Below are 22,029 nucleotides of genomic sequence, written 5' to 3'. Positions count from 1 at the left end.
GGCGAAGACACGCCCGAGCCTATGGAACGGAAGGCTTTATTCTGATAGAGTTGGAACAGAACAAGCCGTTCCGTTCAGGAGGAGCATCACATGACCGAGATCCGCCCCTTCCGCGTCGAGGTTCCGCAGGCCGACCTGGACGACCTTCAGGCACGGCTGGCGCTGACCCGCTTCACCGACCAGATCCCCGGCAGCGACTCGGAGTACGGCGTGAGCGTCGCGTGGGTCAAGGAGATGGTCGACTACTGGCGCAGCGGCTACGACTGGCGCGCGTGGGAGACGAAGCTGAACGCCCACCCGCAGTTCACCACCGAGATCGACGGGCAGAACATCCACTTCGTCCACGTCCGCTCGGCCAAGCAGGACGCGCTGCCGCTGATCCTCACGCACGGCTGGCCCGGCACGGTGGTGGAGTACCTCGACGTGATCGAGGACCTCTCCCGCGACTTCCACCTCGTCATCCCCTCACTGCCCGGCTTCGGCTTCTCCGGGCCGACGACCGAGAAGGGCTGGAACAGGTACAGGACCGCCAAGGCATGGGCCGAGCTGATGGCCCGCCTGGGCTACGAGCGCTACGGCGTGGTCGGCAACGACGGTGGTTCGCTGGTCTCGCCCGAGGTCGGCAGGGTCGACCCCGAGCACGTGGTCGCCGTGCACGTCACCCAGATCTTCTCCTTCCCCACCGGCGACCCCGCCGAACTGCAGGACCTGACGGAGGACGAGCAGGCGGCGATGCGGCACCTGCAGTGGTTCTGGGAGAACATGGGCGCCTTCAACCAGCTCCAGTCGCAGTCTCCGCAGACCCTGGCCCACGCGATCGCCGACTCGCCCTCGGGGCTGCTCGGCTGGATGGGGCAGCTCATCGGGGGACACCTCGACCGGGACTTCACGCTGACGAACATCGCGATCCACTGGTTCTACGGCACCGCGGGCTCGTCGATCCGGTTCTACTACGAGGACGCGAAGGCCGAGCACCCGACCGAGCCGACCACGGTGCCGATCGGCCTGGCGGGCTTCGCCAACGACTTCCAGTCGATCCGCCGCTTCGCCGAGCGCGACCACAAGAGCATCGCGCAGTGGAACACCTACGACGTCGGCGGCCACTACGCCGCGCACGAGGTGCCCGAGGTGCTGGCCGGTGACGTCCGCGCCTTCTTCGCCGGGCGTAGCTGACCTCGGAGGCGGAAGGGGGTCGTGGGACGCCACGGCCCCCTTCGCCGTAGGATTCCTGCGGTCAAACCGCCACAAATGCCTCCATGCGGCGAGATTCCTGTTATCCCGTCGATCCAGACACGTCTCCGTCTCCAAGCGAAGGGACCGGCTCGGGCCGGGGTGAGGTCTTCGTGCCCGGAGTCCTCGTCGGGGCCTCGGCGGTCGACGCGCCCGCGGCAGTCGTCGCCTTCACGGGTGCTCCCGCCGCGGCGTTCACCGTCTCGGGCGCGTTGCCCGCTCCGCCGAAGAGGAGGATCCCGGCGACGACCGTCGCCGTCGCGCCCGCTCCCGCCGCCAGGAGCCTGCCCCGCCCGCTGTGGTTCTGGTGCATGCAAGTCGCTCTCTCTCATGTGCGCCGGTCGGTCCGGCGTGTGGGAGATCGGGCGGCGAGGCGGCGATAACGGATTCTGCGCAGATTTGTTGGATCACTCGCTTCTGGTCCGCCACACCGCCAGTGACGTCAGGAGCGTGAGCAGCGCCCCGAACCACAGGACGCCGGTGATGGCCACCACGTCGGCGACGACGCCGCCCAGCAGCGCCCCCAGCGCGATGGCCAGGTTGAACACCGAGGTGTTCAGCGCGGTGGCGGCCTCCGTCGCGTCGGGCGCGCCCTTGAAGATCCACGTCTGTACGGCCACGGGCACCCCGCCGAAGACGAGGCCCCACAGGATCAGCAGCGCCGACCCGGTGAGCGGGCTCCCCCCGAGGAGCGGGAACAGCGCCAGGATCGCCGCGAGCGCGACGCCGAGCATGATGATGGTCTTCCTGATGTCGCGTGAGGCTCCGGCCCCCGCGATGAAGGTGCCGACCACGCCGGCGACGCCGAAGGCGAGCAGCAGCGGGCTGATCAGGCTCTCGCTGACGCCCGAGATGTCCTGAAGGATGGGGCTCACGAAGGTGAAGGCGGCGAAGTGGCCGCTCACCAGGAGGAACGTCGAGAGCACCGCGGTCCTGACGACGGGGTTGCGGAACTGCAGGGGCAGCTCGCGCAGCCGTACGGGCTCGGTGGCGGGCAGGCGCGGCAGCAGCAGCCACAGGCCCGCGACCACGAGCAGGCCGAGCGCGCCGACGGCGGCGAAGGCCACGCGCCAGTCGGTGAGCCCGCCGATCAGCGTGCCCGCGGGGACGCCGAGCACGTTGGCCGCCGTCGCCCCTCCGAAGGCCAGCGAGGTCGCGCGGGGCACGTGCCTGTCGGGCACCAGCCGTACCGCGATGCCGGCCGCCAGCGCCCAGAACCCGCCGATGCTGATCCCGACGAGGAAGCGTGAGGCGAGCAGGACGGCGAAACCGGGCGCGAAGGCCGACAGCGCGTTCGCCAGGACCATGAGGCCGAGCAGGCCGATGAGCACCACCCGCCGGTCCAGACGGCGGATGGCCACGGGCAGGAGGGGCGCGACGGCCGAGGCGACCAGGCCCGGCACGGTGACCATGAGGCCGGCGGTGCCTTCGCTCACGCCGAGGTCGCCGCCGATGGAGGTGAGCAGGCCCACGGGCAGCTGCTCGACGGTCACGACGGAGAAGGTCCCCACCGCGACGGCCACGACGCCCAGCCAGGTCTTCAGCGATACCCGTTCGTCGGGATGGGCTGTGGTGGTCATGAGGACTTCCTGCTCAGGGTTTGGCCGGCGACGAGCGCGCCGAGCGCGATGGCGAAGCCGGCGATCTGCCAGCCGGTGAGGGTCTGCCCGAGCACCAGCAGACCGGCCAGCGTGGCGACCAGGGGGTTGGTGAGGCCGAGCAGGGAGACGGAGGTGGGCGCGAGGGCATCGATGCCGCGGAACCAGAGGGCGTAGGCCAGAGCGGTGCCGATGATGCCCAGGTAGGCGAAGCCGAGGAGGTTCTGTCCTGTGAAGGTGGAGGGCAGGCCCTCTGCCGCGAGCGTGAGCGGCGCCAGGACGAGCCCGCCGATGGTGAGCTGCCAGCCGGTCATGACCAGAGGCGACTCGGGCTGCCCCCACTTCTTGGTCAGGACGATGGCCGCTCCCATGAGCGAGGTGGCCAGCAGCATGGCGCCGATGCCGAGCGGGTCGAGGCGGGCCTGCGCGGTCAGGGTCAGCAGGGCCACGCCGCCGGTGCCCGCCACGGCGGCGTACAGCACGGCGCGGGCCGGCCTCGACCGCAGGATCACCATCGACAGCAGCGCCACGACCAGCGGCTGGACCGAGCCGATCGTGGACGCGACCCCACCGGGCAACCGGTAGGCGGCGAAGAACAGCAAGGGGAAGAAGGCGCCGAAGTTGAGCATGCCGAGCACCGTGGCCTTCCACCACCACGAACCGCGAGGCAGGCGACGCGTCATGGCCAGCAACACCAGGCCCGCCGGCAACGCTCTCAAGGTCGCGGCCAGCAGTGGCCTGTCCGGCGGCAACAGCGTCGCCGTGACCACATAGGTGGTTCCCCAGCTCACGGGAGCGAGCGCGGCCATGGCCAGGTCGCTCGTGTAGCGGGTGCGCGCGATCGGCGGAGCCTCGATCGTGGTCACATCGATCACCTCTCATTGATAATCTCAACGTTGAGATAACATCACCATGTGTGTGTGAACGTCAAGTCTGTGAACGTTGAGATTATTTCCGTTGAGAGGACTGGTTATGGCGGACGCGGTGGACGCGGTGATCGCACAGTGGAACAAGGAACGACCTGACCTCGACGTCTGGCCCATGGGCGTCGTCGGCAGGCTCTCGCGGCTGTCCCGCCTCGTGGAGCAGACGCTCAAGCGGTTCTTCGCCGAGCACGGGCTCGAGAGCTTCGAGTTCGACGTGCTGGCCACGCTGCGGCGCTCGGGCTCGCCGTACGAGCTGACGGCCGGGGCGCTGCTCAAGGCGGCGATGGTGACCTCAGGGGCCATCACCAACAGGATCGACAGGATGGAGGCCAAGGGCCTCGTCGAGCGCATCCGCGACAGCGAGGACCGCAGGTCGGTACGGATCAGGCTGACCCCGGAGGGGTTGCGCCTCGTCGACGAGCTGGTCGGGCTGCACGTCGAGAACGAGATCAGGATGCTCTCCGCGCTCGGCCCCGCCGAACGCGATCAGCTCAGCGGCCTGCTGCGCATGCTGCTCGAGTCGATGGGAGACACCTCACTCGACTGACCTCGGAGCGGGTCGGCACGCGGCTGTCGAGAGGACAGGAGCCTTGCCCGTTGAGAATCGAACGGGCAAGGCTGCCGTCCCTTCGGTGGACATGAAAAAAATAACCTATCCACTGCCTGATTCGATGGTTATTCGGGGCGCTGCCTCGTGCATTCTGAAAACGTCAATCACGTGCTTTCCGGTGCCCGCGAAAGCGTCGCGAAGGTCTCCCGTCGAGACCAAGTTCGCGCCGCAACGCGCACTCTATTGCCAACTGTGCGGCGACTACGGCAAATGGCCCGCGTGTCGCAGGGGGCGGCTGGGTAGAAGGACTTTCTCCAGGGAAAGATCGCGTGGTGAACCGATGACCAGGACCAGACGAGGACTGTCGGCCATCCTACTTTTCGGCTGCTTGGGAAGCGGGTATGGCACGCCTATTGCCGGGGAACTCGCCGTGACCGCGGCAGTGGAAATGCTCGGCGTCCCCTATTCGTGGGGCGGCGGCGGAGCGGACGGCCCGAGTTTTGGAAAGGGCCGCGGCGCGCTGACATTCGGATTCGACTGCTCGGGGCTCGCGCAGTACGCGTGGGCCCAGGCCGGGGTCCGCATCGGGCGCACGGCGCGGGAGCAGGGGAAGAAAGGGTGGCGCGTCCCCGAGGGGCAGGTGCGGCCGGGGGATCTCGTCTTCTACGACAGCGATCCGGCGTCGCCGGGGCCCGAGCACGTGGGCATCGCCGTGGATGGGGAGAGGATCGTGCACGCGCCGTCCACAGGAGGGTACGTGACCTTCGCGCCGCTGATCAGGCGCGGATACATGGGTGCGGTCCGCCCCGCCGAGACGGCTCCGGCGACGTCTGTGGTCGCGACCGGATAACCGGAGATCTCCAGCGGGACGGACTCGCTTACTACCGTTTCAGGTGACGGTGAACCGCTCTGGAGCGTGGCCGTCATCTCCTGAAATGCCTGGGCTCGGCCCAGGCGCGCGCCGTTCCGAACGGCGTTACCAGCCTCGTGCCATGCTGGGCGCGATGGGCGGTCCGCTCCAAAGAAGCGGACCGCACCGCTGACACCTGAAAGAACTGCGCCAGGAGGGGGATTGCAATTCATTTCATCGGGACGGATGGGTGTCAGAATTATCTCGCGTCCAGCGAGCGACGGACTAGTCCTCGCACCACTCGAACTCCTGCTGGTTGTTGGCCAGCAGGTTGACGGTGAGCGGGCTGTTCTGGAAGGTCAGAATGTTGCTCAGCACGCCACCGATGAGACCGCCGGCGGCGACGTTGGAGTTGTTGCACTCGTTGTCACCCTTCTCCGGCTTGGTGTAGTTGTCCGCGTGGGCGGCGGTACCCGCGAAGACGGTGGTGGCGATGGCTGCACCAACGAGAATGCGACGAAGCATGTTTGTTGTCCTCCGTTGAGATGGCCCGCGGATAACCGCTGCCGTTAGTTGTTTTATGGCGAGAGCACCAAAGCGCTCGGCAATCATAATGGATTATCGCTTGCTGGCTTTCAAGTGCAATCCCATCCTGCCAGGACCAAAGGTCAGTATTCTTTCGGTAGTCTTGGGGCTCTTCCTCTAAACCTGGACCCCCGAGAATCTATGTATTACGCGGGGCGTTCCTTGCCTGCGGTCGAGAAACGGTCCTCGTTTTTTTGTTCTCTCTTGGGCAGCGGAAAACTCAGGCCGGTCGGGCGAATCGGCGGGAGGTCGGGCCCGCTGACTCCGTTCTGGTGTCGCGTTGACTAGCCGGACATCTCGGCCGTCACCCCGAAAGCCCTACAGGAAAGGGGAAACGGCAGAATCCCTGTCAGGAACGGGCGATAGTCTCAGGGCGGACACTCCACACCTCCTTTAGCAAAGGAGGCGTCCTGGGGCATGCCGGCTGAGTATGTCCGGCCACAATGCCGCAAATGTCCTATATGTGCCATATCGCGCCATAATGACGCCGCGCCCGCGAGGCAAAATGCGACTGGAGTACTAATGGCGCGCTTTCGCGGGTATGTCCCTCTTTCTCTTTGAGTATCGAGTCTTGGGCGTCATATGGGGAGCGTTCACGGCTGACACGGTCATGCGCTGGGTAGATCGCCGCTACCCAGGTCTGTCACGAAGTTCGTACTTCTGCAGGCCATGCATGACACGAAATGGACAAAAATGACGATACAGACCGGCCTTCCGCAACGACGCGGAAGTGTTCGCAAGCTGACGCTGGCCACCCTCGCCATGGGTGCGCTCCTCCTGCCCTCCGCTCAGGCGTGGGGTGCGTCAGGCGCTGTTCTCGCCGGAGTCCAGACCGCGGCTCAGCCGGCGGTCCTCTCCTCGGTAAACTCGCCGCTCGGCTGGCGCAGCTGCTGCCACCGGAACCACGGGCACCGCTGCCGGTGCAAGCAGGGCCCCCGCGGTCCGCAGGGCCCCAGGGGTCCGCAGGGCGCCAGGGGTCCCCAGGGTCCTGCCGGTCCCAAGGGTCTTCAGGGCCCCAAGGGCGAACGAGGACCTGCGGGACCTGGTGGCAGTGTCGCCACCGCGTTCCTCAAGGACAAGAAGTACGTCGCGACGGCGACGAACGACGGCAGGACCCTCGTGCGCGACCAGCGCACCGGCTACTGGGAGGACCTGTCGACGGTGGAGGACTACCCGGGTAACGTCGTCGCCGTCGCCCTGGCGGTCTCGGGTCCCGAACTGCACGTCGTCGTGCGCAACGCCGAGGGCAAGATCGCGCACAGCTCGTGCACGGTGTACCCCAAGCCCGGCCACGACGACAACCAGGACTGGCCCGCCAACTGCTCGCCGTTCTGGGACCTGACCCCGCCGAGCTAACATCCCGCTCTCGCCCGCACAGGGCGCACGAGAGCCGGCCACCGCATGATCACCCGAGATCATGCGGTGGCCGTGGCGTGTCAGATGAAGGTGCGGGCGGTCCACAGCTCGGGAAAGACCGTGCGCGCCATGCTGCGCTCCAGCCAGACCAGTCCCGCCGACCCGCCGCTGCCGGCCTTGGCACCCATCGCCCGCCGTACGGCCTGCAGATGCTGGTATCGCCAGTCGCCGAAGCCCTCGGCCACGTCCGCCAGCGCCTCGCCGAGCATGCGCAGGTAGTTGCCTGGCCCGGTGTCGCCGTAGATCGACACCCACGCGTCGACGACTCCCTCGCCGCCGGCGACCAGGCCGCGGCGCTCCAGCAGCGCGATCACCTCGTCCCACAGTGATGGTGACTCCAGGCTGTCCACCAGCTCCGCGTAGACCTCGGGCTGGCGCCTGAACGGCCGGATCAGCGACTCCGTCTTGAGCCCGAGCGCGAACTCCAGGTGCCGGTACATCGCGGACTGGAAGCCGGAACCCTCACCCAGCAGGTCCCTGAAGCGGTTGAACTCGGCGGGCGTCATCCAGCGCAGCCCGCGCCAGGCGGCGTTGAGCCCGTCCAGATGCAGCGCTGCCCTGCGCAGCGGGGCGAGCGCGCCCCACACGTCGTCCTCGCGCAGCAGGCCCTGTGCCTGGCGCAGCTCGAAGCGGATCAGCCCGAAGTACAGCTCCATGATCTGGCTGATCATCAGGAAGGACATCTCGCCGGGGTCGTCGCTCAGCGTCCGCTGCAGCGTGTGCAGCGTGCTCGCGCGAACATACCGGTCGTACGGCACGTGACGGTCGAACTCGAGCGTCGGCGCACCGCCGTTGGCGTCGGCTCTCTCGTCCCTCTCGACGGCGGTGATCGGCATGACTTCCATGCGGCTCATCCTGCCTTCGCGACCCGTCAGTTGGAATGCCGATCGAACGGTCCTTAGGCTGTTTACCCCTACGTTCGTGGCGGATTTCGCCTTGCGGCCTTTGGAAGTGAAAGTGGACGATCTGGACTGGTTGTTGCTGGGTGAACTGCAGGCCGACGCTCGGCTGTCCTTCAGCGAGCTGTCGCGCAGGGTGCACCTGTCGCCTCCTGCGGTCGCCGAGCGGGTGCGCAAGCTGGAGGAATCGGGCGTCATCGGCGGTTACCGCGCGCACGTCGACCCACGGCACACCGGCCGCAGCGTGGTCGCGCTCGTCACGATGTCCTGCTACGGGCCTGGCTGCGTGCTGCGCCACCCGGAGATGCTCGACTCACCCGACATCTTCGAGGTGCACAGGGTGACCGGCGGCGCGTGCTGCGTGCTGCGGGTCGCGGTCGCCACGATGGAGGACTTCGAGTCACTGATCGACAGGCTCGCGGCGTACGGCACGCCGTCCAGCTCGATGGTCCTGTCCAGCCCCGTTCCCTGGCGGCCCACCTCGCCCTGACCAGCGGTGTAAGTGATCGTCAAGTGACGCTTCCTACGATCCGCCCCATGTTCAGACGTTGGTTATCTCTGACCTCCTATGCTCTCGCGGCTCTCCTCTTCGCGGTCAACGCGGCCGCCATGAACGCCATCGAGGACCTGGTCGCCATGGGCCATGACACCACCCCGTCCGCCGTCGGTTGGGCGGCGGACGCCTATCTCATCGCCCTGGCGGGGGTGCTGATCCCGCTGAAGGCGCGCAGGAGCGTGTTCGTCTCGGCGGTGGCGCTCTTCGGCCTCGCCTCGCTGGTGATCGCCTTCACCGAAGGGGCAGGCCTGCTGATCGGCGCGAGAGCCGTACAGGGACTGGCCGCCGCGGTGGCGCTCAGGGCCGGGCTCGCGCTCCTGGTGGCCGCCTTCCAAGGGGGCAGGATGTGGCCGTTGGTCGCGGCGGTGGCCGCGGCGATCGTCGTGGGTTACCTCGGCGGAGTCGTCTGGGGCGCCTACGTCGCCGAGATGTTCTCCTACAGGTGGATCTTCCTGGCCAACGTGGTGCCCGTCGCCCTGGTGGCGGCGACGTTCGTGCCGCGCGCGCCGCAACAGGAGATGGTCGGCGCACCCGCCTCCTGAAGGACCCGCCCGTCACGTCTGCGGGCGTCACCACAGGACCCCTTCGTCGCGATCGCCGGGTGTTGGGCGACACTGGTCGCGGCAGATCTCGGCGAGAGGGGACCCCCATGCGTTTCGGCCTCAAGGTCAACCCCGGCACCTGGCAGGAGGCGGCCCAATGGGCGCGGATCGCCGAGGAGGCGGGCTTCGACGGGTTGTGGACAGGCGACAACCTGCGCAACTCGCGTGATGCCGCCACACCGGTGCACGACGGGCCCACGATCATCACCGCGTGGGCCGCGATCACGACGCGGATCAGGGTGGGCCTGTTGATCGCCAACATGGCCTACCGGCGGCCGACCGTACTGGTCAAGCAGGCGGTGAGCATCGACCATGTCTCGGCGGGGCGGTTCGAACTCGGCATCGGCTCCGGCCTGTGGCCTGCCGACCACGCCATGGCCGGGGTGCCCTTCTGGGACCCCAGGGAGCGGGCGGAGCGCCTGCGCGAGTTCGTCGGCGTGGTCGACCGGCTGCTGTCGGGCGACACCGGCGACCAGGCCGGCCCGCACTACCCCCACGCGGGCGCGGCGCTGTCGCCCGCGCCGGTCCAGCCGCGCATCCCGCTCATCGTCGCCGCCAACGGGCCGAAGGGGCTCGCCGTGGTGGCCGACCACGCCGACGCATGGGTGACGTTCACGGGAGCCGCCGCCGAGGACGACTTCTACCAGGCCTCGGTCGAGCGCGGCAGGACCCTCGACGCGCTCTGCGGCGAGCGCGGCAGGCAGGTGCGCAGGATCCTGCTGGCGTACGGCTCGATCACGCCGTGGGCCTCGGTCGACGACTTCGCCAGGATGGTGGAGCGTTACGAGGCGATCGGCTTCGACGAGATCGTCTGCTACGCGCCCAAGCCCGAGGAGCGCGCCGTCTTCGACAAGGTCGTCAGCCGCTTCGCCTGACCGCTAGGGCTCGGCGTGCAGGTCCATGAAGCCGTCGAGCCCCTCGCGGTAGTAGGCGAGGTCGCTCTCCATCCTGGCCCGGGTGAAACGCTCGGGCTCGCGGGCGAAGGCGGCCCTGCCCATGTCCGTCCAGAACGAGTCCGCGCCCAGCTCCTCGGCGCCGTCGGGCACGAACTTCAGCGCCTCGGCGGCGGCGTCGGCGGCGAAGCGCCAGTCCGCCACGATGGCCGCGTACTTCTCGTCCGACGAGGGGTCGACGGCGAAGAACAGGCCCGCCTCGACCGCCCTGCGCCCGTAGGTGGCGCCCAGCAGCACCCACTGCCCCGGGTCGATCAGCTCCGAGATGCCCGTGCCGAAGGTCAGGCCGTCGCGCCGCGCCTCGGCCTCGGCCCGGTAGGGGACGAACACCTCGGCGTCGTCGAGCCTGATCCGCCAGCCCTCTTCCTCCTCGGTCCGTACGGCACGCTCCGCCGCGCCCGGCCCCTCGCCGAGCACGCTCAGATCGAGGTGGACGTAGCCCTCGACGAGGGAGCGCGCGTAGCCCTCGCCGTAGACGCCGTCCAGCCATGACGGCTCGCCGGGGACCTCAGACATGGCGTGCCGCCAGGTCACGGTAGGTGTCACGGACGATCAGCAGGCGTTCGAGCCGGAAGCGGCCCGGCTCGGCCAGGCGCATCTGCCGTCCGCGCTCGGACCAGAACCCGTCGTCCGGCACCTCCTCCTGCCCCGGCGGGATGAACTTGACGACCTCCTCGACCGCCGCGGTGGCCACCGACAGCGTGCGGTGCGCCTCCTGACTGTCGTCGGCGGGCACGTTGCCCGCGGTCAGGTCGGCCACCCACATCCACTCGCCCGCGTCCAGAAGCTGGGAGGGCTCCTGGCCGCCGAACGTCGGATAGCCCGCCGGCATGACGGGCCGCTCGGGCAGCCCGAACAGGAACTCGCGAGCGGCGCCGCAGTCCTCGCACGTGCCCGCGTAGCGGTCGGCGAGCTCCCCTTCCACGCTGACCACCCCCCTGTCCCAGGTGGTCTCGACCGAACCGCACTCCTTGCACGGATGCAGGTCGAGGTACAGATGCGCCTCGTCCCTCGTCCGTGCGACCGCGAACGTCATAGCCTTCCTCTCCTCCGAAGCCCCCATCATGCCCTGAGCGAATCCTCCTGCACCCTCCTGCCGCAGACGCATGGCGCTTCCACAGGGCACAGGCAGGTGAAGGTGTACTCGCGCTCGGGCGGGTACCAGCCGGTCCCGTTGGCGATGCGGCGCATGCGCTCGAGGTAGTCACGCACGCCGCGCGGCTGCGGGCCGTCGATCAGCGCGGCGACCTGGTCGAGCAGCGCGCCGTTGACCGTGGCCCTGAACCTCTCCACGCCCCCGTTCATCAGCCCCATCTGGTGGGCGAGTTCGGCGAAGACGCGCATCCTGCTCGTTCGCTGCTGCGCCGTGGCCGTGGCCACCTGCCGTACGGCCTCGCCCAGTTCGGCGAGCGCGCGCAGGTCGTTCACGGTCAGCACGGTGGCGTTCGGGTCGCCGGAAAGGACCGTGGGGGACGTGGGCATGCCGAGCGCCTCCGCCAGGGCGCCGGCCACCAGGGAGGCCACCGCCCGCTCGTTGGCGCCGATCGAGAAATGGTTCGCGACGTGGTAGACGAGCACGCCGTCCTCGACGGCCACCATGCCAGGGTGGTCGCCCCGGGTGACGTGGACCGACATCGGCGGACTGCCGGGGAGCAGGATGTCGTAGATGCCCCTGCCGAGGTCGCGGACGGCGACGCCCATGGCGGTCGCCGTCCTTTCCACCGCCTGGGCGGTGGCGATCTCGGGCAGGGTGATCGACGTGCCCTGGATCGCCGCGATGTGCGCGGGGGACAGCTCTCCGGCTCTGGCGGCGGCCACCAGCCTGGCCGTCGCGCCAGGGGTGCCCTGGACGAGTCCCGCGGTCTCGGCCTCGGCCCGCAGCGCGGCGGAGACACCGCCTCGGGTCAGGAGTGAGGCGCCGGCCAGCGCCTCCGCGAGGCTACGGAGCCTGGCGAACGTCACCGCGTCGGGAACGCCGAAGGCGGGCGTTCCCGTCAGCAGGCCGGCGGGTGCGGGGCCCCGGCCCAGCAGGCTGGTGGCCGGACGTCCCGCCATCTGGGCGACGTGCCCCGCGATCCGGCCCGCGGCGTCGGCCGCGGCACTCGCCGCGTCGGCGTTCGACGAGACGCCGACCGTCAGCCCGGTGCCGGTCGGGAGGGACGCGGCGGTGTCCGTTTCCGTGAGCGCCAGCGTGAACGTGGAGGCGCCCGCGTTCACCGTGAACACGCCGGGGCGATCCGTGGGCGTGATCGACGCCACACCCGCCTGGGTCGCGAGCGTTCGCAGCGCGTCGGGCGAGGTCGGCAGCGCCCCGACGGCCGCGCCCACAGAGGGGGAACCTCCCCCGCCGAGCAGGTCCGCGATCGTGATCTTCGATGGTCCGGTCTCCGTGACTCTCGGCCCCGATCCCCAGGGGGGCAGGGGCGGTGTGTGCCCGCGCCTGGTGATGTCGGCCGCGATGGTGTCGATCGCGTCGGCGATAGAGCTCTGCGTGACGGGGTCGGTGGCCTGCGCCCACTTGCGCGACATGTGGGCGTGCTCGTTGAGACGCGGCGTCAGGCAGTGATCGGTGCCCTCCGCGTGCTCGCTCTCCGACAGGGAGGTCCTCGCGGCCCCCTGCGGCGCGCCCGCGGCGGCGGCCGCCTGCTCCTGGGCGACGTGCGTGATCTCGTGCACCAGGACGGACGACACCACGGCGGGGTGCGTCCCCGGGGCGATCCAGGTGAGATGCGGGTCCTCGGCCGTGCCCGACCGCAGGTCCGTGGAGCCGAGCAGGCCGTCGCCCGGGACGCCCACGGCCACACGCATGTGCTGGTCGACGCCCCCATGCGACACGACCAGGATCGCGTGGTCTCCCACGGTGCCCGGCGTGACCGGCAAGCCTTGCGCGTTCGTCCATGTCAACCCGTCGACGCCGATGTCGCCGGCCGCGACGTCCTGGCCGACGAGCTCCGGCATGGACAGGGTAGGCATGTCGGCGGGCCTGGCGTGGGCGTCGTACAGGGTGCCGGGTATCGCCGGCGAGGGCGCGCTGATGCCGCCTGCGGCGGCGCCGCCGGCGTTCTGCGCGCTGGCGAGCTGGCCGGCGCTGCCGCCGTCGGGTGCCGCGCTCTCCGCCTGCTGAACCGGCCAGGTGGGCTTGGCCGGTTCGACGTTCACGTTCCTGACCTTCAGGTAGGCGATCACCTGGTCGGTGAACGTGCCGAGAACCGTCGAATCCATGAAGATCTCGTACAGGTCGACGCCGGGGTTGGCCTCCAGGGCGTCGAGCACCTCGGGCGGCAGCGTGGCGATCGCCTCGGCGAAGCCGCCGTCCGCCGTCATGCTGTGGATCGAGCCGTTCGGAGCCACCACGTAGGTGTGCTTCTTGCCGTCCTTCCTGATCTCCACGGAGTACAGCTCGCCGGTCTCCCTGGCCTTGATCCTCGCGTTCGTGAGCTGCTGGACCAGGCTCATCTCCGCGAGCTCGGGGACGAAGCGGTATGTCGGCCTGCCGTCCTCGTCGAAGTTCCAGCGGACGCTGTATCCCCGCGCCTGCATGGCCCTGATCTCCTTCAGGTCAGCCTCGAAGATGGCCATGTCCACCACGCTCGTGGCGGCGCCCGGCATGAACTTGGGCTTGCCCTGCGACTTCTCGACGCCGTCCGGCAGGCGAGCCATGTCCTGGAAGGTCAGGTCCCAGTCCACGCGGGCACGGATGAGCACCACCTTGCCCTTCATGAACTCGCTGGCCTCCACACGACGCCCGTTGACCTCGCTGACGCCTTCCGAGGCCTGCTCGCCTGCGGAGATGCCGCTCGAGGTGCCGCTGCCTTCGTTCGAGTCGCCCATGCTGCCGGCGACGGGCAGCACGCGGCTGCGCCCGGTTCCCAGGTTGGAGGTGCGCATCTCGCGGTCGACCTCGCCGAGCTCGGCCTCGAATGGCTCGGTCAGCACCTCCAGGTCCGACAGGTGCCCCTCGACCTGGACGTTGGTGCCCTGGTTGCGGAAGCCCTTGCGCACGTTGCGGATCAGCGGGTACCCGCCCTCGCCGGCCAGCTGACCGAACCGGCTGGCCAGCGACACGGGCGAGGTCCTGGCCTCCAGCTCGATCAGGTCCTTCTGCGACAGCCGCTCGCCCCTCTTCGACAGCTCGGCGACGATCACGTCGAACAGGGTCGGCTTGTTCGGAGCGTCCTGGATCGAGGACACCATGAACTTCGGAGGGATGTGGAAGCGTCGGGTGTCGACCACTCTCTTCGTGTTCTCTGAGGTGCTCGCCGGCCTGGTCATGCCCTTCGGCAGCAGGCGGACGAGCTGGGCGTCGAGCCTGATCGGGCCGGCTTTCCTGGTCTTGCGCGTGACCCAGTCGACCGCCTTCCGCGTTCTCGTCCTGAAGGGTCCCCGACGCATCGGGGCGACTTCCACGGTGATCTCGAGGGTGTACTCCTGCATGAGCCGGTCCAGGCCGCCGAACTGGGCGAACCGCTGCATCTTGGTGCGCTGCTCGCTCACGTTGGCCGAGAACGACCGGCCCCTGTCGGTCGACAGCCCGAGGCTGTCGCCGTCGACCTTGTCGCCGCTCGACTCTTCCAGGCCGAAGCCGTTGGAGGCGTTGTAGCCCCGGGACACGCCGGTCTCCAGATATCCGTAGAGCTGCCTGATGAGGCCGGCGTGCGGGTTGTGCCCGATGAGCTTGCCCTTGTCCGCCTCCCCCTTGGGCACCAGCTTCGCCCGTACGGTGACCAGCTCGGATCGGCCCGAGGTCGTGTTGACCACGGTCGGGTAGCCCTTGACGAACCCGCGATCGCTGAGCATGGCGTCGAGGTAGCCCTCGGACCGGTCGATCGCCAGGTCGCCGCTGAGACTGCGGGCGAAGGTCGGGTCGTTCGCGAGCGCTCCCGGCGCGACCTGGTCGACGGCCGCCGTGACCGCGTCGAGCATGCCGACGGGCTGTTTCGTGTCGGGGTTCGTCATGGTGAAGGACTCCACCCCGCTCAGGCCCATCACCCCCGCGTACTGGGGCGCCACCTGGACGTTGCTCAGCTCCTCCGTCAGGGCGATCGCGCGGCTCAGCGCGCCGTCCAGCAGCTCCTCCGGGGTCTTGCCCTGGGCGTCGGGGTCGGCCATGGCGGGGGCCAGGCCATCGACCTTGGCCAGCGCCTTCATCAGGGCCTCGGGCGTGTGCTCGTCGGCGAAGGAGACGTCCTCGTTCCTCGCGCGTGCCTCCTGCACGGCGGCGAGATACCTCGGGAGGAGTGAGGTGGCCAGGGACCTGTCCAGCGTCAGTGTGCCGTTGATGAACCTCTCCACGGCGTCGCCCACGTCCTGGAGGGACATGCTGTCCTTCCCGTCGGCGTAGGAGAGCAGCATGTGGTACTCGGGAACGAACATGAGCACCTTCGCGCGCCGGTGCGTGGACTTGGGCGTGCCCGGCATGTTGCCGCCCAGCTCCGCCGGGTTGGCCTTCCCCTCGGTTCCGGTGATCGCGAGGTCGACCTCGGCGATGATCGGGATGTGGTTGCCCAGCAGGATGGTCAGCACCTCGACGCCGAAGATGTCGAGAATGGACTTGCCCCTCGACCGTCCGGCGGAGCGGGAGTGGTTGCCCGAGCCGCCGTCCCTGGAAGCCCCGTGGTCGTCGAGGTCGGACATGCTGAGCGACGAGCCGGTGCCGTAGCCCAGGCTGCCGCCCCACGAGATCCCCGCGCTGCCCAGCGAGAGGCCGATGTCGCCCATCACGAACGCGATCGGCTCCAGGACGGTGCCGCCGGTCATGTCGCCCGAGATGGTGAAGCCCGCCTGCGTCGGCAGCGCCCCCTGGGGTCTGACGCCGAGGCCTGCGCCGTACTGGCCGAGGTACCACTCGGGATGCGCGATGAGGCTGCGCACGTTGGCGGCCGCGGCGAGATAGTGGAAGGCGGGCGAATCGGGCCGCATCCCGGTCGACAGCACCTCCTTCAGGGCCTGCTCCATGCCCGTCGTGTCCATGTGCGCCACCATCGCGTGGGGCATCAGATCGGCGAGCGCCTCCTGGCTGATCGTGTGCGTGTGCCGTGGCTTCGCGGATGGCAGCAGGTCGGCGGCGAAGACCAGCTGGGCCCTGCCGTCCACCGCATCGACCGAGTCCACCTTCGTGCCGTTGCGGAAGATGTCGGCGGACAGCTCGTGCTCCATGTTGATGAGCGCCACCTCGCCGTCGCTCTCACCGAGCCCCACGCGGTTGTACGTGGTCGCCGCGCTCGAGCCGATGTTGCGGGAGTAGGCGGCGTTCGCGGAGCCGCCGACCTTGTGCGTCAGCCCGTCCTGGCCCTCCTCGGGACCGTCGCCGAAGCCCAGGGAGCCTTCGGCCCCCATGTTCCATCCCCTGCCGCTGGCGCGGCCCGCGGTGTCGGAACCGATGTCGAGGTTGACCACGGCCAGGCCCTCGGTACGGCCGACGTACCGCGTCCGCGGATCCTTGAACTTCTGCTTGAGCTTGACGTTCACCGTGTAGTGCTCGGGCGCGCGGTTGAACCCGTAGTGGACCAGGTCGATCGGGATGCCGTCCTGGGCCGCCTGGTCGTAGCCGGCCTCGAGCCGCTGCGGGTTGACCTGGCGGAGGACCTCGCGCAGGTTGGCCCGCTGACTGGCCTGCTCGAGCCGGTTGCCCGAGTACTCCAGGGTGCCGTCGTCGTTGACCTTCGGGACCACGCCGTGCACGCTGAGCTTCTTCAGCAGCTCGAGCGCGAATTCGTCCACTCCCTCCAGCTTCTGCACCAGGGCGGGTCCCGCGCCTCTCAGCTGGCCAGGACCATCTCCCAGCCATGACGGGGGCTGGCCCAGCCTGCCCTTGGGCGGGTCCTTCTTCGGGTCGTCGACGAGCACGGGAACGCCGTCGTCGCCGAGGATGGGCTTGCCCTTGTCCCTCATCAGCGCGTCGCGGCTGACCGGCAGGCCGTAGCGGTAGGCGTCGGCCTCGGGCATCCTGATCAGTGCCCGGCTGTCGCCGCGGACGGGGCGTCTCGCCTGCGCCCCCGTCAGGTGCTGGACCGACACCTCGTGCACGACCCGCACCTGGTAGCCCTGGGTGTGGCCGGTGATGCGCTGGACGCTCGGGTGGATGGCCTGGTCGTTCACGAAGGCGGACTGGGACCTGGAGACCGACCGCGAGCCCTTCCAGCCCGGTCCGATCGTCGGGGTGTACTCGCCCGGCCCGTCGACGTTCTCCAGCTCGGAGAACCCGAGCCCTCCCGAGAGGAACGCGTTCATGAAACCGCTGACACCGCCGCCGCCGGCGGCGACGGAGAAGCCGACGCGCAGCCGCTCCATCCAGTGGTCGCGGCTTCGCCCGCCCACCATGACCGCCGATTCCACGACGACCCGGGACTTCACCGTCACGGTCGCGATGGGTCTGCCGGTGTCGTCGGTGATGTCGCGGATCATGCCCAGCTTGCTGTTGACCGCCTCGCCGAGATTGCTCGGCAGATCCTCGGTCATCATGATGCGGACCTGGTCGCGGACGACGCTCCCGAACGCCGTGTGCTCGTCGTCGAACTCGGCCAGGACGTCGTCGGCCAGCTTGTTCAGCCCGGACATGTTGCTGACGACGGACTCGGGCAGCACGTTCACCCGCTTGGCGGGGTCGATGTATTCCGGGCTGCCAGGGGCCTGGTCGGCGTAGGTGTGCGCGACCCAGAACCGCATGGAGTTCGCGTCATCCGGATGACCGGAGGCGACCGTGATGCCGTCCTCCCAGCCGTTGGTCTTGGCGGACCTGATCTGGACGGTCCAGGTGGCGGCGGCGTCGAACAGCATCGACTCGCCCCTGTTGTCCTCGACCGTTCCGCCCAGGAAGTACTCGGCCGAGCTGGGGCCGCGCGACCATCCGCGTCCGGCCGCGGCACCGACGGACGGGTCGGTGATGTCGAGGAGGGCCTTGGCCCACCCGCCTTCGGGCGCGAACTGGGCGAGCTTGATCCCCCCGTTGAAGCCGGTGCTGCCCGCTTCGGTGGCTTTGATGGTCCTGCCGCCCTGAGGCAGCGTGCCGAGCATGATCTCGGATGCCTTGACCTCGGGGTTGAGGATCTCGACCATGTCGGCGAGGTCGAGCTTGATCTTGATCTCGGCCGACTGCTCGCCGTCGCCCACCCGCATGACCAGTCCGTCGTTCGAGACGATGACCCGGAAGTCGGCGCGGATGATGTGCTCGAGCTCGCTGGGCGTGAACCGCTGGTTCACGCCCTTCGTCTTCAGCAGCTCGTTGAGCTCGTCGGTCAGCTTGGTCAGGTGCGGCAGCCTGGCCGTCGGAAGCGCCGAGGACAGCGTGACCGCCAGCGGGAGCGCCTTGTCCACCGCCGCCTTGTACTGCGTGTGCAGCTCGCCCGCCGTACGAAGCGCGTCACGTGCGGTGGCCGCGGCCAGGACCTTCTCCTGGCCGGAGGACCGCTCGGACAGGACCGTGGCGCCGAGCGCCTTCTCGTAGGCCGCGCGCGTCTGCTTCGCCTTGGCCAGCGCCTGCTCGTACGCCTGGGCGATCCGCAGGTCCCGCTCCTGCTTGGCGAGGTGCTTCTCGCTCTCCTTCTCCTCCTTGCGGGCCCGCGCGTCCTTGGCCCTGTCCTTCATCTTGGACTGCTTCTCGGCCTCCTTCGTGGCCGCTTTGGCGTCCTCGCCTGCCTTCTCCGCGCTGTCCTGCTTGCTCTTGATCTGCGTGGCGAGCTCGGCCTCCGCCCTCACAAGGGCGTCGATCACCTCTCGTAACGCCTCGTCGGTGGCGGCGCCCGTCAACGTGTTGGGCGTGTGGACGGACCGGTCGACGGTGGTGGGGGTCCACGGCGGAGTGGGCGGCACGTGTCCATGGGCGCGTAATTCGCGGGCGACGCCGTCCAGGTCGAGCCGGATCCTCTGGCGCTCCGGCGACTGGGGGGTGGCGAGCCACTGGCGGGCCAGGAAGGCGTGCTCGTTGAGCCGCGCGGGCACGCACTCGTCGACGGTCTCCTTCCTGCCGCCGCCGGGGAGCATCCTGCGGACGACGCCCTGCTTCTGCGAGGCGGGGGCGGCCAGCCTGTGCAGGGTGTCGGTGATCTCGTGCAGCCAGATCCTGGCGACCTGGTCGTCGGCGACCGTCTCGTTGAACGTGACCATGTGCGGCGTCGTCGAGGAGTCCGCACTGACCGTCGTCTCGGCCATGAGGCCGGGGTCGATGTTGAACAGCCGGGGGCGGAAGTGCTGCTTGCCGTGCGACTGGGTGGTGACGATCAGCGTCAGGCCGTTCCACTCCCAGCCCAGCACGCCCTCGTTCTGGAAGTCGGACGCCAGGAGTTCGTCGATGGCGGCGTGGATCCTGTCGAGGGACAGCCGTGACCCGTCGGGCCTGGCGTTGGTGACGAACCTCGTGCCCGCGACGGGACGGGCGGTGACCGTGCCGGGGCGGCTGGCGACGGGCGCGGGGGCGGGGGAGGCGACCGCGCTGAACTCCATGACCTCGGTCAGCGCCGCCAGTGCCTGGGTCCGCAGCATGGCGGGAGAGCTGTGGGCGTGGGCCGAGGCTTCCAGGGTGAAGCGGAGGCGGGCGAGCAGGTCACCGCTGATCACGTAGTCGCCCCGGGCGTCGGACACCACCAGGCTGCCGTCGGCCAGTTCGACGGCGGCGGGGGCGAGGCTGCTCACGGCGTACCGCATGGCGCCGTGGGCGCGCAGTCCCGCGGGCTGCGCGGCGGCCAGGAGAGGGGAGAACTCGTCCTGCGCGGCGTCGGCCAGCTGGGCGTCCAGCATGATCTTGGCGTCGGCGCGCAGCTGGGTGTCGCCGACCTGCCGCGCGCGTTCCTGGAGCCTGTTGGTGAGGCGGTTGACGGCGGCGGCGGGCAGGACGACGTCGGTGTCGCCCATGGGGACGATGAGGCTGCCGTCCGGGAGCATGACGGTGTTCGGGTAGTTGTCGATGAGCGTGCTGGTCACCGCGTCCCTGGCTCTGGCGGCGTGCAGCACACCGCCCTGGGCGAGCTGGGTGTCCTGATCCCGGGTGCCGTTCCTGCCGTCGGTGGACGGAGACGTGTCTTGCCCCGCGGGTGCGGTGGCGGTGTCCGGAGCGTTCTGGGCATCGGTGTCGGGCACGCCGTCGGGCGCGGTGTCGGGCACGCCGTCGGATCCGGTCTCGGGTGCGGTGTCGGCGCTGACGTCGGTGTCCGCCGAGGTGTCGCCACCGGTGTCGCCCGTCGTCTCGCCGGCCGCCGGTTCGCCCGCCTGCTGCGCGCCGGTGCCGTCCCCCGCCTGCGGCGAGAGGGGCGCGGGGTCGGTGGCGGACTCGCCGGTGGCCGCCGCGGGGGACGCCGGGTCGGACATGACGGCAGGTTCGGAGGTGGTCGCCGCCGAGGGGGTGCCGGTGGGCCGCGACCGCTCGTCCCGCTCGTCCTGCTCCTCCCGCTCGTCGGGAGCGGGAGCCGTCTGGCGGTCGGGGTCCGTCGCACGGTCGGGGTCCGTCGTGCGCCGCGAACCCGAAGGGTCCAGGTCGCCTTGAGGCGTTGCCCGCCTGCCCGCGTCCCCCGGGTCCTGGCTCGCCTGCCCCGCGTGCGGGCTCCCCGCGCCGACCGGCTGGCTGGGCCTGGTGCTCGTGGAGGTGGTGTTCACCGGCGAGGGCGCGGTGGGAACGGGGGCGGTCCCGGCGGTCGGGCCGGGTCCGTTGGGGCCGCCGTCCGGGCCGTTGGGCATGGGCGAGCCGGGGGGCGGAGACCCGCCGTACGGTCCGGTCATGCCCGCGCGTGCCGCGTCGGACGCGGCGGCCAGATCGTAGGCGGTGGCGAGCGAGGTGGTGGGGTGGGCCAGCGCGGTGAAGACCTCAGGGTTGAAGGGGCTGATCGACGTGGTACGTCCGACGCCGCCCCAGAACGCGCCCTGCAGCGCCTCCTCGCTGAACGGGTTGGTCCACTGGCCGTAGACCACCCCGTTCGCCACGAAGCTGCCCGCGGGCGAGGCCACCATGTTGGTGAGGCCCGTGTTCAGCGCCCGTCCCGCGAAGCCGGGCACGCCGCTGGTGATGCGGGAGACCGGCCCCGCGACGCCCATGCCGACGACGGCGCCGGTACCCGCGCCGATCAGCGCGGCCCGCGACTTCTGCCAGTCCCACTCCTCTCTGGTGCCCATCTGGATCTGCTGGTGCTGGGCCCAGCCGTCGATGAAGCCCTCCTCGCCCATCTCCTCGACGAGCTCCTTGCCGACCGGCGAGCCCAGGACGCGGGTGATGAGACCGCGGCCCGTCGCGCCGCTCAGCGCGGTGACCCTGGCCAGGTTGACCGCGCCCACCTCCCTGCCCGCCAGGGTGGCGAGCCGGACGAGGATACGGCTGATGGCCGCACGGGCCGCCGCGGCGTAGGGGCCGACCAGCGGGGCGGTCGAGCCCGCGGTGAAGAAGGCGGTGAACAGCCAGATGGCGATGGCGACGACCGTGACCCAGAAGGCCACGTTGATGGACAGCTTGGAGTACTGCGTCTCGACGGCGAAGTCGCTGGTCTTGGCCGAGTACGCGGCCGAGTTCCTGCGCACGCCCGCCACGCCGGACTGCGAGCCGAACAGGGTCCTGGCCCACTGCGTGAACGTGGCGGTGGAAGGCGCCTGGTAGCCCGAGACGATGGCACGGACCGCCTTGCCCGCCGGTTCGGTGTACGGCTGCATGCCGTCGCCGAGCGCGTCCCACGCCTGGGCGAGCTCCGACAGCTTGCTCTCGCTGGCCTCGGGCCACTTCTGACCCGCCGACAGCAGCGGGATCACCACGTAGACCACCCAGTCGGGCAGGGCGTCGGTCTCCCACGCGGGAGTGACGTCCCTGTCGATCTTGACCGCGCCTTGGCGGCTGGCCTGACCGCCCTGCCCTATCGTGTCCGTGCCAATGGAGTTCGTGGTCACGCAGCCCC

Annotated in this window: 15 protein-coding genes; 7 read left to right on the top strand and 8 right to left on the bottom strand. The window is 69.6% G+C overall.

Annotation, left to right across the window (positions count from 1 at the left end; all coding sequences use genetic code 11):
- Positions 1-90: 90 nt before the first annotated feature.
- Positions 91-1,173 carry an epoxide hydrolase family protein gene (locus AC3EO4_RS07045; protein WP_379574668.1) on the top strand — a complete coding sequence of 361 codons (1,083 nt, stop codon included), beginning with the start codon at positions 91-93 and terminating at the stop codon, positions 1,171-1,173.
- 100 nt (positions 1,174-1,273) lie between these two features.
- On the opposite strand, the gene AC3EO4_RS07040 is transcribed toward AC3EO4_RS07045, so the two are convergent.
- The 3 genes from AC3EO4_RS07040 to AC3EO4_RS07030 all read right to left on the bottom strand — a co-directional run bounded on the left by AC3EO4_RS07040 (position 1,274) and on the right by AC3EO4_RS07030 (position 3,694).
- Positions 1,274-1,543, bottom strand: coding sequence for a hypothetical protein (locus tag AC3EO4_RS07040; protein WP_431894388.1), 270 nt, complete (start codon positions 1,541-1,543; stop codon positions 1,274-1,276).
- A gap of 94 nt (positions 1,544-1,637) precedes the next feature.
- Positions 1,638-2,810 carry an MFS transporter gene (locus AC3EO4_RS07035; RefSeq protein ID WP_379574666.1) on the bottom strand — a complete coding sequence of 391 codons (1,173 nt, stop codon included), beginning with the start codon at positions 2,808-2,810 and terminating at the stop codon, positions 1,638-1,640.
- Complete coding sequence (locus AC3EO4_RS07030; protein ID WP_379574665.1) at positions 2,807-3,694, bottom strand: EamA family transporter; 888 nt, start codon at positions 3,692-3,694, stop codon at positions 2,807-2,809. The genes AC3EO4_RS07035 and AC3EO4_RS07030 overlap by 4 nt, the downstream gene beginning before the upstream one ends.
- A 91-nt stretch (positions 3,695-3,785) precedes the next feature.
- On the opposite strand from AC3EO4_RS07030, the gene AC3EO4_RS07025 reads away from it, so the two are divergent.
- Both AC3EO4_RS07025 and AC3EO4_RS07020 read left to right on the top strand, forming a co-directional pair.
- Positions 3,786-4,301 carry a MarR family winged helix-turn-helix transcriptional regulator gene (locus AC3EO4_RS07025; RefSeq protein WP_379574664.1) on the top strand — a complete coding sequence of 172 codons (516 nt, stop codon included), beginning with the start codon at positions 3,786-3,788 and terminating at the stop codon, positions 4,299-4,301.
- A 433-nt stretch (positions 4,302-4,734) separates the two neighbouring features.
- Positions 4,735-5,154 carry a C40 family peptidase gene (locus tag AC3EO4_RS07020; RefSeq protein ID WP_431894386.1) on the top strand — a complete coding sequence of 140 codons (420 nt, stop codon included), beginning with the start codon at positions 4,735-4,737 and terminating at the stop codon, positions 5,152-5,154.
- A 285-nt stretch (positions 5,155-5,439) separates the two neighbouring features.
- On the opposite strand, the gene AC3EO4_RS07015 is transcribed toward AC3EO4_RS07020, so the two are convergent.
- Positions 5,440-5,679 carry a hypothetical protein gene (locus AC3EO4_RS07015; protein WP_379574661.1) on the bottom strand — a complete coding sequence of 80 codons (240 nt, stop codon included), beginning with the start codon at positions 5,677-5,679 and terminating at the stop codon, positions 5,440-5,442.
- Between the two features lie 753 nt (positions 5,680-6,432).
- On the opposite strand from AC3EO4_RS07015, the gene AC3EO4_RS07010 reads away from it, so the two are divergent.
- Positions 6,433-7,095 (top strand): hypothetical protein, encoded by a 663-nt coding sequence (locus tag AC3EO4_RS07010; protein WP_379574660.1) that lies wholly within the window; start codon positions 6,433-6,435, stop codon positions 7,093-7,095.
- Between the two features lie 80 nt (positions 7,096-7,175).
- Here AC3EO4_RS07010 and AC3EO4_RS07005 read toward each other — a convergent pair whose 3' ends face one another.
- The gene (locus AC3EO4_RS07005; RefSeq protein ID WP_379574659.1) at positions 7,176-8,000 is read right to left on the bottom strand and encodes a tryptophan 2,3-dioxygenase; all 825 of its coding nucleotides are present in this window, start codon (positions 7,998-8,000) and stop codon (positions 7,176-7,178) included.
- Between the two features lie 112 nt (positions 8,001-8,112).
- Between AC3EO4_RS07005 and AC3EO4_RS07000 the strand changes: the two genes are divergently transcribed.
- From AC3EO4_RS07000 to AC3EO4_RS06990, 3 genes are all read left to right on the top strand, one after another.
- Complete coding sequence (locus AC3EO4_RS07000) at positions 8,113-8,544, top strand: Lrp/AsnC family transcriptional regulator (RefSeq protein ID WP_379574658.1); 432 nt, start codon at positions 8,113-8,115, stop codon at positions 8,542-8,544.
- 47 nt (positions 8,545-8,591) lie between these two features.
- Positions 8,592-9,152 (top strand): MFS transporter, encoded by a 561-nt coding sequence (locus tag AC3EO4_RS06995; RefSeq protein ID WP_379574657.1) that lies wholly within the window; start codon positions 8,592-8,594, stop codon positions 9,150-9,152.
- Between the two features lie 107 nt (positions 9,153-9,259).
- Positions 9,260-10,087, top strand: a complete 828-nt coding sequence (locus tag AC3EO4_RS06990; RefSeq protein WP_379574656.1) for an LLM class flavin-dependent oxidoreductase — start codon at positions 9,260-9,262, stop codon at positions 10,085-10,087.
- Positions 10,088-10,090: 3 nt separating this feature from the next.
- On the opposite strand, the gene AC3EO4_RS06985 is transcribed toward AC3EO4_RS06990, so the two are convergent.
- The 3 genes from AC3EO4_RS06985 to AC3EO4_RS06975 are packed head-to-tail and all read right to left on the bottom strand — an operon-like array spanning position 10,091 to position 22,021.
- On the bottom strand, positions 10,091-10,681 hold the full coding sequence (locus tag AC3EO4_RS06985) for a hypothetical protein (protein ID WP_431894384.1): 591 nt from the start codon (positions 10,679-10,681) through the stop codon (positions 10,091-10,093).
- Entirely contained in the window at positions 10,674-11,201 is a 528-nt protein-coding gene (locus tag AC3EO4_RS06980; RefSeq protein WP_379574654.1) for a hypothetical protein, read from the bottom strand. The genes AC3EO4_RS06985 and AC3EO4_RS06980 overlap by 8 nt, the downstream gene beginning before the upstream one ends.
- Positions 11,202-11,227: 26 nt before the next feature.
- Positions 11,228-22,021, bottom strand: coding sequence for a WXG100-like domain-containing protein (locus tag AC3EO4_RS06975; RefSeq protein WP_431894382.1), 10,794 nt, complete (start codon positions 22,019-22,021; stop codon positions 11,228-11,230).
- Between the last annotated feature and the right edge of the window lie 8 nt (positions 22,022-22,029).

The sequence above is a fragment of the Nonomuraea sp. bgisy101 genome, assembly GCF_057708945.1.
Note: the sequence above shows the minus strand (reverse complement) of the source record. Positions and strands in the feature narration are given on the sequence as shown.

Excerpts from the sequence above, each read along its gene's own strand:
- AC3EO4_RS07045 (WP_379574668.1), top strand. The coding sequence starts at position 91 with ATGACCGAGATCCGCCCCTTCCGCGTCGAGGTTCCGCAGGCCGACCTG.
- AC3EO4_RS07040 (WP_431894388.1), bottom strand. The coding sequence starts at position 1,543 with ATGCACCAGAACCACAGCGGGCGGGGCAGGCTCCTGGCGGCGGGAGCG.
- AC3EO4_RS07035 (WP_379574666.1), bottom strand. The coding sequence starts at position 2,810 with ATGACCACCACAGCCCATCCCGACGAACGGGTATCGCTGAAGACCTGG.
- AC3EO4_RS07015 (WP_379574661.1), bottom strand. The coding sequence starts at position 5,679 with ATGCTTCGTCGCATTCTCGTTGGTGCAGCCATCGCCACCACCGTCTTC.
- AC3EO4_RS07010 (WP_379574660.1), top strand. The coding sequence starts at position 6,433 with ATGACGATACAGACCGGCCTTCCGCAACGACGCGGAAGTGTTCGCAAG.
- AC3EO4_RS07005 (WP_379574659.1), bottom strand. The coding sequence starts at position 8,000 with ATGGAAGTCATGCCGATCACCGCCGTCGAGAGGGACGAGAGAGCCGAC.
- AC3EO4_RS06995 (WP_379574657.1), top strand. The coding sequence starts at position 8,592 with ATGTTCAGACGTTGGTTATCTCTGACCTCCTATGCTCTCGCGGCTCTC.
- AC3EO4_RS06990 (WP_379574656.1), top strand. The coding sequence starts at position 9,260 with ATGCGTTTCGGCCTCAAGGTCAACCCCGGCACCTGGCAGGAGGCGGCC.
- AC3EO4_RS06985 (WP_431894384.1), bottom strand. The coding sequence starts at position 10,681 with ATGTCTGAGGTCCCCGGCGAGCCGTCATGGCTGGACGGCGTCTACGGC.
- AC3EO4_RS06980 (WP_379574654.1), bottom strand. The coding sequence starts at position 11,201 with ATGACGTTCGCGGTCGCACGGACGAGGGACGAGGCGCATCTGTACCTC.